Genomic DNA, 13,246 nt, shown 5'->3' on the forward strand with positions numbered 1-13,246 from the left:
TCGCCACCCCCGGCCAAACACATCCACCCACCCGGGCAGTTGACTCGCCGGGCCAGCGGTTCTCGGGGGTGGCCGGCTGGCAAGCAACACATCTACCCACCCGGCGTTTGCTCGCCGGGCCGTCGGTTGCGGGGGTGGTCGGCCGGCCAAGCGCACATCCGCCCACCCGGGCATTCGCTCGCCAGGCCGCCGGTTTCGGGGGCGGTTGGCTGGGCAAGCGCATCCACCCACCCGGGCATTCGTTGCCGGACAGGGGGTTCTGGGGTGACTGGTTGTTGTTGCTGCGCCGGTGGTTGGTGACCGGGCCAGAGGTTTGCGGGGTGGCTGGCCGGCTTTGGGGCATGCCCTGGGGCGGTGGTTGCTCCGGCGTGTGGGGCGGCGGCGGGTTCGGGGCGGTGTCTGTCGGTGTGCCGTTGCGCTAGTTGACCTCGGCGTTGGGGGCGGTCCAGGTGTCGCAGGCGTTGGTGTTGCGGCCTTCGAAGCCCCGGGTGGCCCAGCGGGCCTGGGTGTCGGGGGCGCCGTGGGTGTCGGTGCCGGAGGTGTCGGCGAAGCTTCGCAGGGCTTCGTCACCGAGGGCCGTGGTGATCGCGGCGCGGCCGGTGGCGGCGGCGAGGAAGAGGCCCGCGAAGCAGTTGGCCTGCAGTTCGGTGCGCCTGCTCAGGCGGAGGGCCCCCGCCTCGTCCACACCGGACTCCAACCTGGTGGAGTCGTCGAGGATGCCGCTGAGCGACTGGACGTGGTGGCCGTACTCGTGGGCCAGGATGGCCAGGTGGTAGGCGGGTTCCGGGCCCGCGTCGCGCAGCAGGCGCGTTCGGGGCATGTAGATGGTGGTGTCGCGGGAGCAGTAGAAGGCGGTGGCCTCGTCCTCGGCCGGGGCGAAGCCGCACTTCGCCGAGGGGCGGTCGCCGACGTCGAGGTACGGGGCGGTGAACGGCAGGCCGGTGGCGCGCAGGGTGGGGCGCCAAGCCTCGTCGAGGCAGCGGATGCCCGCCAGGTAGTAGGCCCGCAACTGGTCGGGGCCGGTACCAAAGGCGGGCAGCGCGCAGTCGACGGTGGGCAGGGTGGCGCCGGGGCTCAGCAGCGGGTTGTCGGCGATGTCTGCGGGGGAGACCGCGTCGGACCGGTGGCGGGCACCGGGGCCGTCCTCCCCCACCGCAAGCGCCGTCCCCGGCACGACCGTGGTGAGGCCGCGTGACACCACCCGGCCCACCACGGCGATCAGCAGCACCCCGACCATCAGGGTGATCAGCACGGCCACCAGCACGACCGGTGAGTTGCGGCGCTCCGGAGGACTGCTCATGACCACCCCAGCGTCAGGTTCCCCGATCCGCCGCCGAGTGTACGGTCAGCCGCGCGGGACGCAGAGGCAGAACGGGTGACCGGCCGGGTCGAGCAGGACCCGCCAGGTCTCACCGGGCTGGAACTCGGGCTTCGCCGCCCCCAGTTCCAGGGCCCTGGCCTCGGCGGCGTCGAGGTCGTCGACGTAGAAGTCCAGGTGGTAGCGCTTGGCGTCCGGGCTGTCGGCCGACCACTGCGGCGCGACGTACCCCTCGACCCGGCCGAAGCCGATCGGGGCGCCCTCGCCGGTGATCATCGCGTACTGCTCCTCGCTGTGCGCGACCTTCCACCCGAGCAGCTCGCTGTAGAACACGGCGAGCGCCTGCGGGTCGGGACAGTCCAGGCTGACCATGGCCAGGCTCGCGGTCACGGGACACCTCCGGGGTTTCGAGTGCTGGTGGACGCCCATCCTGGCACCGGGGACCGACATTCCGCTGCGACACCCCGGATCTGCGCACACCCCGGAAACAACGTGCCAACCACCACGGCAGCCGGTGAACCATCACCCGAAAGAGTCCGGCTCGACCTCGGCCAGCGCCAGCGCGAACCATCGGGCAACCTCGTGCTCGTACGGGAACGCCTCGGTGAGGTGCGCCGCGACGGCCCTGGCCCGCCCCTCGTCCTGGATCAGGCCGTGGCGCCCCGGCTCCGCGCCCACCACCTGCCGCGCGGAGTCGACGAGACCACCCAGGCACAGCCAGGTGTGGAATGACCCGCCACTCGGCCCGACCGGCTCGAAACCCAGCGGCACCCCGGTCCGGAACGGCGCCCGCCGCCGGAGCCGGTCCAGCAGGTCAGGGTCCCAGCACGCCTCGTCCAGGTCCTCCAGCAGCCCGTCGACGTCGGTTTCGGCGACCCCGACCGCGACGACCCGGGTGCCCGGGTACCTGCGCACGAGTTCGCCCGCGGCCTCCGCCCCCACCGGCGAGGCGGACCACTCGTCGAGTTCCCGCACGTCGACCAGGCAGTTGCTCACCGACGTGATCGCCCGGCCCACCAGGGCGCGGTCCACCCAGTCGGTGCCCACCACCGGGTCCGCGACCACGTAACCCGCCAGGACGTAACCCTCCACGGGGTCAGTGTCCCGGGCTGCGCAGGTCCGGACAAAGGGAATCCGGCGGGGGAAGGCGATGCGCCCTCCCCCGCCGGGACCGTCGCAGATCAGCTGCAGCCGGAGGTGGAGCCGCAGCCCTCGCAGACGTAGCAGGAGCCCGCGGGGCGCATCTTCGTGCCGCAGGTCATGCACAGCGGAGCGTCGGCCGCCTTGCCCAGGTGCAGTTCCAGCAGCTCGGTGGAGCTGTGGGCCGCGGTGGGCTTGGCCTCGACCTCGGTCGTCGGGGTGGCGTCGACCGTGGTGCGGAGGGCTTCGAGGTCGACGTCGGAGCCGGGGGCGTAGTCCACGGCGACCTGGGCGGAGCGCTCGTCGGCGGTGAAGATGCCGAGCTGGGCGCGGCTGTCGTAGGGCAGGTGGTCCAGGGCGAGCCTGCGGAACAGGTAGTCCAGGACGCTGGTGGCGATGCGGACGTCCGGGTCGTCGGTCATGCCCGCGGGCTCGAAGCGGAGGTTCTGGAACTTCGAGACGTAGAACTCCAGCGGGATGCCGTACTGCAGGCCGACCGAGATGGACATGGAGAAGGCGTCCATCACCCCCGCCAGGGTGGAGCCCTGCTTGCCCAGCTTGACGAAGATCTCGCCCAGGCCGTCGTCCGGGTAGGACCCCGCGTGCAGGTAGCCCTCGGCGCCGCCGACGGTGAACGAGACCGTCTGGCTGGGGCGCTTCTTCGGCAGGCGCTTGCGGACCGGCCGGTACTCGATGACCTTCTCCGGCTCGGCCTTCGCCGACGCCGCGTTGCCCTTGCCCGCCGACAGGGGCTGGCCGACCTTGCAGTTGTCGCGGTAGATGGCGAGGGCCTTGATGCCCATCTTCCAGCCCTGGAAGTAGATGTCCTCGACCTCCTCGACGGTGGCCGACTCCGGCATGTTGACCGTCTTGGAGATGGCGCCGGACATGAACGGCTGCACCGCGGCCATCATCCGGACGTGGCCCAGCGGGGCGATGGAGCGCTCGCCCATCGCGCAGTCGAACACCTCGTAGTGCTCGCGGCGCAGGCCGGGGGCGTCGACCACGTGGCCGTGCTCGGCGATGAACTCGACGATGGCCTCGACCTGCTCGTCCTGGTAACCCAGGGCCTTGAGGGCGCGCGGCACGGTCTGGTTGACGATCTGCATCGAGCCGCCGCCGACCAGCTTCTTGAACTTGACCAGCGCCAGGTCGGGCTCCACACCGGTGGTGTCGCAGTCCATCATCAGGCCGATGGTGCCGGTGGGGGCGAGCACGCTGGCCTGCGCGTTGCGCCAGCCGTTGGCCGCGCCGATGAGCAGCGCGGTCTGCCACTCGCGGGTGGCGATCCGCTGCACCTCGGAGTCGAGGTGGTCGTAGGTGCGGATGAGGTCGTTGGCGGCGGCGTGCTTGCGCATGACCCGCTGGTGGGCGTCGGCGTTGCGGGCGTAGCCCTCGTACGGGCCGACGACGCCCGCCAGCTCGGCGGAGCGGCGGTAGGCGGTGCCGGTCATCAGCGAGGAGATGGCCGCGGCCAGCGCCCGGCCGCCCTCGGAGTCGTAGGCGTGGCCGGTGGCCATCAGCAGCGCGCCCAGGTTGGCGTAGCCGATGCCGAGCTGGCGGAACTTGCGGGTGGTGTCGGCGATCGGCTCGGTCGGGAAGTCGGCGAAGCAGATCGAGATGTCCATCGCGGTGATGATGATCTCGACGGCCTTGGCGAACCGCTCGGCCTGGAAGACGCCGTCGTCGCCGAGGAACTTCATCAGGTTGAGCGACGCCAGGTTGCAACTGGAGTTGTCCAGGTGCATGTACTCGCTGCACGGGTTGGACGCGGTGATGCGGCCCGACTCCGGGCAGGTGTGCCAGGCGTTGATGGTGTCGTCGTACTGGATGCCGGGGTCGGCGCACTCCCAGGCGGCCTTGGCCAGCTTGCCGAACAGGGACTTGGCGTCGACCTGCTCGATGATCTCGCCGGTGGTGCGCGAGCGGAGGCCGAACTGGCCGCCGGACTCGACCGCGTGCATGAACTCGTCGGACACCCGGATGGAGTTGTTGGCGTTCTGGTACTGCACCGAGGTGATGTCGGAGCCGCCCAAGTCCATGTCGAAGCCCGCGTCGCGCAGCACGCGGATCTTGCGCTCCTCCTTGGCCTTGGTCTCGATGAACTCCTCGACGTCGGGGTGGTCCACGTCGAGCACGACCATCTTCGCCGCGCGCCGGGTGGCGCCGCCGGACTTGATGGTGCCCGCGGACGCGTCGGCGCCGCGCATGAACGAGACCGGGCCGGAGGCGGTGCCGCCGGAGGACAGCAGCTCCTTCGACGAGCGGATGCGGGACAGGTTCAGGCCCGCGCCGGAACCGCCCTTGAAGATCAGGCCCTCTTCCTTGTACCAGTTGAGGATCGAGTCCATCGTGTCGTCCACCGCGAGGATGAAGCAGGCGCTGACCTGCTGCGGCGAGGACGTGCCGACGTTGAACCACACCGGGGAGTTGAAGCTGAACACCTGGTGCAGCAGCATCCAGGTCAGCTCGTGCTCGAAGACCTCGGCGTCCTGACCGGACTGGAAGTAGCCGTGCTCGACGCCCGCGGCGACGTACTTGCCGACCACGCGGTCGATCAGCCCGCGCAGCGAGTTCTCGCGCGCCGCGCTGCCCGCGGCGCCGCGGAAGTACTTGCTGGTGACGATGTTCGTGGCGTTGACCGACCAGAAGTCAGGGAACTCGACGCCGCGCTGCTCGAAGTTCACCGTGCCGTCGCGCCAGTTCGTCATCACGACGTCGCGGTGCTCCCAGGTCACCTCGTCGTAGGGGTGCACCCCCTCGGTGGTGTGGACGCGCTGCACGCGCAGCCGCTCGCGCGGTGCCCCGCCGCGCTCGGCCGTGGTCTCGACGGTCTCGGTCATGACCGTTCCCTCTCGTTCGTCAGTCCGCTGCTGTGCTGTGGCCACGGCCGTGCTCGCCGTCCGCTGCGACCCCGTGCTCTTGCTGTGGTCCCCGCTGTTGTTCCCGCCGCGGGGGTGGGGCGGCGCCGAGCGCCGTCGCCTCGTCTGCCGCCTACTGCTCATCTCGTTGCGCCGCCCCGTCCGCCATGGCGGCGCGGAGGTCGGCGATCTCCTTCTCGAAGTCCTCCACCGAGGAGAAAGACCGGTACACGCTGGCGAAGCGCAGGTACGCCACCCCGTCGAGTTCGCGCAGCGGGCCCAGGATCGCCAGGCCCACCTCGTGACTGGGGATCTCCGCGCTGCCGGTGGCGCGGATGGTCTCCTCGACCTTCTGCGCGAGCAACTGGAGCTGGTCCTCATTGACCGGCCGCCCCTGGCAGGCCCGGGCCACGCCGCGCACGACCTTGTCGCGGCTGAACGGCTCGGTCACCCCGGAGCGCTTGACCACGGCGAGGATCGCCTCCTCGACCGTGGTGAACCTGCGCCCGCACTCGGGGCACGACCTCCTGCGCCGGATCACCTGGCCGTCGTCGACCTCCCGCGAGTCCACGACCCGCGAGTCGGCGTGACGACAGAACGGACACCGCACCGGCTTCCCCCACTTCCCTGTCCCGGCACCCGGCCACCACGACCACGGATGGTGATCAATCTGTGGACAACCCTGTGTACAACTGCCACAACCTGTGGACTACTTACAGGGGTGCAACTACCAGATGTTGTGGTGGACAGTAGAGGGCACCACCAGAGAAGACAAATTGACGCGCCGCCGTGTTCCCGGGAAATCCACTACCGCGCGTGACTCGACCAGGGCACGCGGAGGCCCGGGAGTCACGGAGGCGAGACCTCGGCGCCGCGGCACCCGGCGACGACCTGCCAACACACCCGAAGCGGTCATCGGCCGACAGCGGACGGTTCCGCGCAGGCGACCACGGACCGTGAATACACCGAGGAGTGACCCCGGCCACCCCGGCCCGCGCGAGTGGGCATGATCATGCCAGGTCGCGGGACGTCGGCACCGCGGACGACCGGAGTGGGGCGGGTCAGCGCGAGAACGGGACGGTCAGCGGCTGGCCGGATCGCAGGGAACCGCCGGACAGCCGGTTCAGCTCCCGAATCCTGGCGACCACGGCGGCGTTGTCGCTGTCGGGAGCCATCCGCGCGGCCACGTCCGACAGGCCCTCCCCGGGCTGCACGCGGACCACCGTGGTCGTCACCGGGACGTCCGCGCCGCCCGCGACCGAACCCGCGAACAGGCCGAGGCCGTAGACCGCGGCGGCGGCGAGGGAGGCGAGGCCGAGCAGCACGGGGACCGGTACGGGTCCGCGCCGGGCGCAGCGGGCCTGCGCCACCACGCGCGGCGCACCGGCCACCCGCCTGCGCGTCGGCGGGCGCAACCTGCCCTGCCCCGGGCGGCGCGCGGGGCGGTCGAGCGGCGGCACCGGTATGGTCCGCACAGGGGTCATGAGCTGCGCGTACTTCCCGCCGGTGGGGATGACCGACTCAGCCGCAGGCGCTGCCGCCATCGCTGCCTCCTCGAACTGTCGTTCGATCGAACGTCCGTGCGAATGTCTACCACCCGGAACCGGTGGAATTCCAGACCCGACCGGCGTGTCGCTCGAACAGGTGTTTGATCTCCGCAGGTCGGCGGACTACCGTCGGGTTCGGAGATGATCGACAGTTGATCGACCGGCGATCGGCTCGGACTCAGCCCGGCGCGCGGTGCCGCGCCGGTACGCACGGGAGGCACAGCAGTGGCAGGCACAGGTGGTCGGAAGCCCTCGGGGGCGCCGAAGAGGAAGCCGTTGGCGGGGGGCAACGTGCGCAGCTTCCCCGAGCTCGACCAGACGCCCGACGGCGTGGAGCTGCCGCTGCGCCAGCGCCAGGTGCTGGAGGTCATCCGGTCCTGGGTCCAGCGCTTCGGCTACCCGCCCAGCGTGCGCGAGATCGGTGAGGCCGTCGGCCTGACCTCCACCTCCTCCGTCGCCTACCAGCTGCGCGCGCTGGAGGAGAAGGGCTACCTGCGCCGCGACCCGAACCGCCCGCGGGCGATCGGCGTGCTCCCCGCGGACGCGGGCCAGGCGCGGCTGCGCGGCGAGCAGGTCGCCCCGGTGCTCATCGAGCAGGCCGACCAGGGCCCGGTGCCCGCCTACGTGCCGGTCCTCGGCCGGATCGCCGCCGGTGGTCCGATCCTGGCCGAGCAGGCCATCGAGGACGTGTTCCCGCTCCCCAAGGAGCTGGTCGGCGAGGGCGCGCTGTTCATGCTCAAGGTCGCGGGCGATTCGATGATCAACGCCGCCATCGCCAACGACGACTGGGTCGTGGTGCGCCAGCAGCCGACCGCGGACAACGGTGAGATCGTCGCCGCCATGATCGACGGCGAGGCCACCGTGAAGACCTTCAAGCGCCGCGAGGACGGCCACGTGTGGCTGCTCCCGCACAACGACGCCTACGACCCCATCCCCGGCGACGAGGCGACCATCCTGGGCAAGGTCGTCGCGGTGCTGCGCAGGCTCTGACGACCGGGGGCCGGTGGTCACCCGGAAACCGCCGGCCCCGGTTGTGCCGCTGCTCGGGTGGACCCGCCTCGGACGAGGCGCGGCCTACGAGCGCCGGACCGCCCGCCGGTGCATGGCGAAGAGGATGCCGCCGACGACCACCGCGGTCACCCCGAGCGCCGGGAGCGTCGACAGCCCGCTGTCCTCGCTCGCCACCGCTTGCACCCCGTCGGTGGCAGCCGCGGCTCCCTCGCTGCTCCTCGGTGCGGTCGTGGACCCACCGGTCGCGGCGGGCGCGAGCGCCGCCGCACCCGGGACCACCCGGATCGGCTGACCGACCCCTTCCGAGGCCGAGACCAGCGAACCGTCCGGTTGGAACGCGATCGCCTCCCCCTGCTTCTCCCCCGCCAGGGGTATCCGCGCCGCCGTGCCCTTCAGCAGCGCGGCGGCCACATCACCACCGGGCGCCGAGAAGACGTACGCGTCGGTGTAGGTGCGCAGGGCGACGAGGTTCCCGTCGGCGCTGACCGACCCCCCGGTCACGGCCATCGAGCCGATGATCGGGTTGATGGGCCCGCCCTTGGTGTCGGTCCCCTCGATCTGCACGGACCCGAGGTGCTCCAGCGCGGTCGGTCCCGGACTGCTCAGCGGCCCCTTGGGCCGGTAGATGTCGGAGACGCCGAACGGGCTCTTGGCCACCAGGTACGGGACGCCGTTCTTGTCCAGGAGCAGCGTCTCGGTGTCGTGTGCACCGTCCGGGTAAGTCAGTCGGTGGAGGGTGGCCTTGCCCCCGGGGGTGAGGGCGATGAGCGCCACCGTCTCGCGCTTGCCGCCGTTGTCCCCGGTGTCGGACAGCCAGAACGTGCCGTCCGCGCCGCGTGCGAGGTCCTCGACGTCGAACGGGTCCACCGGGCCGCTGATGACGTCCTGGACCTCGCAGGTCTCGCGGCTGAGGACGTAGACGGTCGACTTGGTGCCGCCATCGTTGACCGCGTACCAGTTCTCCCCGTCGGACACGAGCCCGGACAGCTCGTTGAGCCGTTTGTCGTTCATCACGCAGGCGTCGACCGGCGCGGGCTGCGCGGACGCCACCGCGGGCCAGAGCACGGCGAGCGCCGTGGTGGCCAGGGCGACGAGCACAGCCCGCACCGGGGTCGACGCGGGTCGCACCGCCGGGGTCAGGCGGACGAGCCGTTGACCGCGAAGCGCTCCAGCGCTCCCGCGAGGTCGGGCTTGACCTTGGCGTGCAGCGCCGTGCCCGTCTCGGTGTGCCGCTCGCCGAGCACCTCGCCCTCCCGGTGCACCCGGGCCACGACCTCGCCCCGGTCGTAGGGGACGAGGACGTCGACCTCGACGTCGGGCCGGGGGATCAGCTCGGCGATCCGCTCGCGCAGTTCGTCGATGCCCTGCCCGGTCCGCGCGGAGACGAACACCGCGCCGGGCAGCAGGTGCCGCAGCCGGGCCAGCGCGATCTCGGTGCTCGCGTCGACCTTGTTGACCACCACCAGCTCCGGCGGCATCCGCGTGTCGCGGCGGTCGCCGATGTCGTTGAGCACCTCGCGCACGGCGGTGACCTGCCACTCCGGCATCGGGTCGGCGCCGTCGACGACGTGCACGACCAGGTCCGCGTCGGCGACCTCGTCCAGCGTCGAGCGGAACGCCTCGACGAGCTGGTGCGGCAGGTGCCGGACGAAGCCGACGGTGTCGGTGAGGGTGTAGACGTTGCCCTCGGTGGTCTCGGTGCGCCGGGTGGTCGCGTCGAGGGTGGCGAACAGCGCGTCCTCCACCAGCACCCCCGCCCCGGTCAGCGCGTTGAGCAGGCTCGACTTGCCCGCGTTGGTGTAGCCGGCGATGGCCACGCTGGGCACGTCGTTGGCCACCCGGCGACTGCGCTTGGTGTCGCGGAAGGCGGACATCTCCTTGATGTCCTTGCGCAGCTTGGAGATCTTGTTCCGGATTCGGCGCCGGTCGGTCTCGATCTTCGTCTCACCGGGGCCGCGCAGACCCACACCGCCGTTGCCACCGCCCGCCCGGCCACCGGCCTGCCGCGACAGGGTGGCGCCCCAGCCGCGCAGCCGGGGCAGCAGGTACTGCAACTGGGCCAGCTCGACCTGGGCCTTGCCCTCCCGCGAGCGGGCGTGCTGGGCGAAGATGTCCAGGATGAGCGCGGTGCGGTCGACGACCTTGACCTTGAGCCGGGCCTCGAGCTGCTGCAACTGCGACGGCGACAGCTCACCGTCGCAGATCACCGTGTCGGCGCCGGTCGCGCGGACGACGTCGGCCAGCTCGGTGACCTTGCCGGAGCCGATGTAGGTCGCCGGGTCCGGCCGGTCGCGCCGCTGCACCAGGCCGTCGAGGACCTCAGAGCCCGCGGTCTCGGCGAGTCGGGCCAGCTCGGCCAGCGAGGACTCGGACTCCAGGGCCGTGCCCTCGGTCCAGACGCCGACCAGGACGACCCGCTCCAGCCGCAACTGGCGGTACTCGACCTCGGTGATGTCCTCGAGTTCGGTGGAGAGTCCGACGACGCGCCGGAGCGACGAGCGCTCCTCGAGTTCGAGTTCACCGAGGGAGAGCTCAGCCGGACCGGTCCCGTCGCCGTGGATGTCGCGCTGGATGCTTTCCTCAGTCACGTGGTGAACCCGTCCTTCGTGTCGGTCGCCAGGCCTGCCCCGCGAGGGGCCGTGACCCCATCTTCCCACGTCGGCGCTCCCATTTCGACCTGATTGCCCACCGGGGTGGAGCACGACGTGGACGGCGGTCCGCTCCGGGCGCGGGGCGCGCCGGGGTGGCCGCTGGTGGTGGCGGGCTTCGTGGTGGTCGGCCTGGGGTGCTGGTGCCCGGTCCGGTGGTGCGGGTCAGACCTGGGCGTCCCACCAGGCCTGGTCGAGTTCGCCATGGGCGACGAAGGCGGCCGGGCCGGTGAGGGTGCTGCCGGTCCCGGTGATCTCGACGGTGACCGTGCCGCCGGGGACGTGGACGGTGACCGTGCCGGTGGTGCGGTCCTGGGCCGCCAGCGCGGCGGCCGCGGCGGCGACCGTGCCGGTGCCGCAGGACCGGGTCTCGCCGACGCCGCGCTCGTGGACGCGCATCCGGACCTCGTCGGCGCCCAGGGGTTGCACGAACTCCAGGTTGACGCCGTTCGGGAACACCGCCCGGTCGAAGTCCGGCTGGGTCGTGAGGTCCAGGGTGGGCACGTCGTCGGTGACGCAGGCCAGGTGCGGGTTGCCGACGTCGATGCCGAGACCGGGGTAGGTGCGGCCGGTGACCGTGGTCTCGGAGCGGCCGGTGCGACGCACCGGTCCCATGTCGACGGTGACCTGCCCGTCGGGGTGGACGGTGGCCGGGCGCAGGCCCGCGCGGGTGCCGACCGGGAACACCGGGCCGTCGACCAGGCCCTGGTCGCTGAGGTGGCGGGCGAAGACGCGGACGCCGTTGCCGCACATCTCGGCGAGGGAACCGTCGGCGTTGCGGTAGTCCATGAACCAGACGTCGCCGTCGATGCCCTCGGGTGCGTCGGGCAGGGCCTTGGTGCGGATGACCCGGAGGACGCCGTCGGCGCCGAGGCCCCGGCCGCGGTCGCACAGGGCGCGCACCCTCGCCCCGGTCAGGTCCAGGTCGCCGTCGGGGTCGGGCAGCAGCACGAAGTCGTTCTCGGTGCCGTGCCCCTTGCGGAACTCGATCGCCACGGCACCAGGTTACGACCGGGCGAGCGCGAGGGCGGCGGCGGCCAGGTCGGGGCGGGCGGCGTCGAGCCAGGTGATGCGGCGGTCGCGGCGGAACCAGGAGCGCTGCCTGCGGACGAACCGGCGGGTGGCGCGGGCGGTCTCCTCGGCGGCGGCGGCCATCGGGGTGTCCTCGTCGAGGGCGGCGAGGACCTGCTGGTAGCCCAGCGCGCGCGAGGCCGTGCGGCCCTCGCGCAGGCCGCGGGCGTCGAGCGCGCGGACCTCCTCGACCAGGCCGCCCGCGAACATCCGCTCGACCCGCAGGTCGACGCGGGCGTCGAGTTCGGCCGGGTCGCGGTCCAGGCCGAGCAGGACCGCGCCGTAGCGGGGTGGGCCGGGTTTGGGCATGGTCGCCGAGAACGGCTCGCCGGTCAGCTCGATGACCTCCAGCGCCCGCACGACCCGCCTGCCGTTGCTGGGCAGGATCGCCTCGGCGGCCACCGGGTCGAGGCCGCCGAGCCTGCGGTGCAGCGCCTCGGCGCCGACGGAGACGAGTTCGCCCTCCAGCCGGGCCCGCACCGCCGGGTCGGTGCCCGGGAAGCGCAGGTCGTCGACGACGGCCTGGACGTAGAGGCCGGAACCGCCGACCAGGATCGGCACCCGGCCGCGGGCGAGCACGTCCTCGACGGCCGCGCGCGCGTGCCGCTGGTAGGCGGCCACGGACGCGGTCTCGGTGACGTCGAGGACGTCGAGCTGGTGGTGCGGCACCCCGCGCCGCTCGGCCGGGGTGATCTTGGCGGTGCCGATGTCCAGGCCGCGGTAGAGCTGCATGGCGTCGGCGTTGACCACCTCGCCGCCGAGGCGCTCGGCCAGCTCGACACCCAGGTCGGACTTGCCGGTGGCGGTCGGTCCGACCAGGGCCAGGGCGGTGCTCATCCGGTCACCGGCGCCCAGACGGCCACGTGGTAGGCGACCCCGAAGGGCACGAAGGTGCGCGAGCGGGTGCCGCGCCAGCGCCTGCCGTCGGCGCGCACGGCGGCGGCCAGCACCTGCCACGGGGCGCGGCCGACCGCGCCGAGCTCGGTGGCCAGCCGCGCGTCGAGCCGGTCGAGGGCGTCGAGGTCGGCCGCGGCCAGGGCGCGGGAGACCGCGGCGTCGAAGTCGGCGGCCCGCTCGTCCGGCCTGCCGACCGCGTGGTCGCCGTGGCGGTGCGAACCGTCGCCGAGGACCAGCAGGCCCACCGGGTCGGGTCCGGCCAGCTCACCCGCCAGCGCGGCGCCGTCGTGGGCGCAGCGGGCGGGGTCGGAGTCGGCGGCGACCAGCCGCACGCCGACGTCCTCGGCGTCCGCCTGGCCGCGCAGCCAGGCCGCGACCAGCACCGGCAGCGGCAGCTCCGGGTCCGGCGCGGTGGGGTTCACCCGGGAGAGGGATACCGGGACGTCGACGCCGAACCCGCGGAAGGTGCCCGACACCCCCGCGTCGAAGCGCGCCGCGGCGGGGTGCGCGCCGACGGCGAGCCAGTGCCGCGAGCTGTCGGCCAGCGCCTTCGCCGCCTCGACGCACGCCGCGCGCACGGCGGCCGCCCGCGGGTCGTCCCCACCGACCAGTTCCGGGACGACGAGGGGCGGCTGCGGCAGCACCGCGACACACGAGATCACGGTGGCGAGGTTACTGTCCGTCGAACTATCTTGGCCGCCGCAGCCCACGGATGGACGATTTGCGGCACCATGATGACCACAGCGGCTCTCG

General features: G+C 72.4%; 12 protein-coding genes. 1 reads left to right on the forward strand and 11 read right to left on the reverse strand.

All coding sequences use genetic code 11. The features are described from left to right. Positions 1 to 418: 418 nt before the first annotated feature. The 6 genes from UO65_RS31550 to UO65_RS38500 form a co-directional block, all read right to left on the reverse strand. Entirely contained in the window at positions 419 to 1,300 is an 882-nt protein-coding gene (locus UO65_RS31550) for a neutral zinc metallopeptidase (RefSeq protein ID WP_035290294.1), read from the reverse strand. Between the two features lie 45 nt (positions 1,301 to 1,345). Beyond that, positions 1,346 to 1,708, reverse strand: coding sequence for a VOC family protein (locus UO65_RS31555; protein ID WP_233427921.1), 363 nt, complete (start codon positions 1,706 to 1,708; stop codon positions 1,346 to 1,348). 132 nt (positions 1,709 to 1,840) lie between these two features. Then, a complete protein-coding gene (locus UO65_RS33895; protein ID WP_052022075.1) occupies positions 1,841 to 2,410 on the reverse strand; it encodes a hypothetical protein in 570 nt (189 codons plus the stop codon). Positions 2,411 to 2,499: 89 nt separating this feature from the next. Then, the gene (locus tag UO65_RS31565; protein WP_035290217.1) at positions 2,500 to 5,301 is read right to left on the reverse strand and encodes a vitamin B12-dependent ribonucleotide reductase; all 2,802 of its coding nucleotides are present in this window, start codon (positions 5,299 to 5,301) and stop codon (positions 2,500 to 2,502) included. 151 nt (positions 5,302 to 5,452) lie between these two features. Then, the gene (nrdR, locus tag UO65_RS31570) at positions 5,453 to 5,929 is read right to left on the reverse strand and encodes a transcriptional regulator NrdR (protein ID WP_035290220.1); all 477 of its coding nucleotides are present in this window, start codon (positions 5,927 to 5,929) and stop codon (positions 5,453 to 5,455) included. A gap of 451 nt (positions 5,930 to 6,380) precedes the next feature. Further along, entirely contained in the window at positions 6,381 to 6,863 is a 483-nt protein-coding gene (locus tag UO65_RS38500; RefSeq protein ID WP_152552375.1) for a LysM peptidoglycan-binding domain-containing protein, read from the reverse strand. 279 nt (positions 6,864 to 7,142) lie between these two features. Here UO65_RS38500 and lexA point away from each other — a divergent pair, with 279 nt between their 5' ends. Beyond that, entirely contained in the window at positions 7,143 to 7,856 is a 714-nt protein-coding gene (gene lexA, locus UO65_RS31580) for a transcriptional repressor LexA (RefSeq protein WP_035290223.1), read from the forward strand. 84 nt (positions 7,857 to 7,940) lie between these two features. Here the strand turns inward: lexA and UO65_RS31585 are convergent, their stop codons facing one another. From UO65_RS31585 to UO65_RS31605, 5 genes are all read right to left on the reverse strand, one after another. Further along, positions 7,941 to 9,005, reverse strand: coding sequence for a hypothetical protein (locus tag UO65_RS31585; protein ID WP_411431390.1), 1,065 nt, complete (start codon positions 9,003 to 9,005; stop codon positions 7,941 to 7,943). Between the two features lie 8 nt (positions 9,006 to 9,013). After that, on the reverse strand, positions 9,014 to 10,465 hold the full coding sequence (gene hflX, locus UO65_RS31590; RefSeq protein ID WP_411431391.1) for a GTPase HflX: 1,452 nt from the start codon (positions 10,463 to 10,465) through the stop codon (positions 9,014 to 9,016). Between the two features lie 225 nt (positions 10,466 to 10,690). Next, positions 10,691 to 11,521 (reverse strand): diaminopimelate epimerase, encoded by an 831-nt coding sequence (gene dapF, locus UO65_RS31595; protein WP_084176436.1) that lies wholly within the window; start codon positions 11,519 to 11,521, stop codon positions 10,691 to 10,693. A 9-nt stretch (positions 11,522 to 11,530) separates the two neighbouring features. Beyond that, positions 11,531 to 12,433, reverse strand: coding sequence for a tRNA (adenosine(37)-N6)-dimethylallyltransferase MiaA (gene miaA, locus UO65_RS31600; RefSeq protein ID WP_035290226.1), 903 nt, complete (start codon positions 12,431 to 12,433; stop codon positions 11,531 to 11,533). After that, positions 12,430 to 13,155 carry a class III extradiol ring-cleavage dioxygenase family protein gene (locus UO65_RS31605; RefSeq protein WP_035290229.1) on the reverse strand — a complete coding sequence of 242 codons (726 nt, stop codon included), beginning with the start codon at positions 13,153 to 13,155 and terminating at the stop codon, positions 12,430 to 12,432. Before UO65_RS31605 ends, miaA begins: the two co-directional genes overlap by 4 nt. Positions 13,156 to 13,246: the final 91 nt, after the last annotated feature.

This window comes from Actinokineospora spheciospongiae (assembly GCF_000564855.1).
Lineage (GTDB): Bacteria > Actinomycetota > Actinomycetes > Mycobacteriales > Pseudonocardiaceae > Actinokineospora > Actinokineospora spheciospongiae.

Bases quoted from the DNA above. Each gene is read 5' to 3' on its own strand.
- UO65_RS31550 (WP_035290294.1), bottom strand. From the start codon at position 1,300: ATGAGCAGTCCTCCGGAGCGCCGCAACTCACCGGTCGTGCTGGTGGCC.
- UO65_RS31565 (WP_035290217.1), bottom strand. From the start codon at position 5,301: ATGACCGAGACCGTCGAGACCACGGCCGAGCGCGGCGGGGCACCGCGC.
- UO65_RS38500 (WP_152552375.1), bottom strand. From the start codon at position 6,863: ATGGCGGCAGCGCCTGCGGCTGAGTCGGTCATCCCCACCGGCGGGAAG.
- miaA (WP_035290226.1), bottom strand. From the start codon at position 12,433: ATGAGCACCGCCCTGGCCCTGGTCGGACCGACCGCCACCGGCAAGTCC.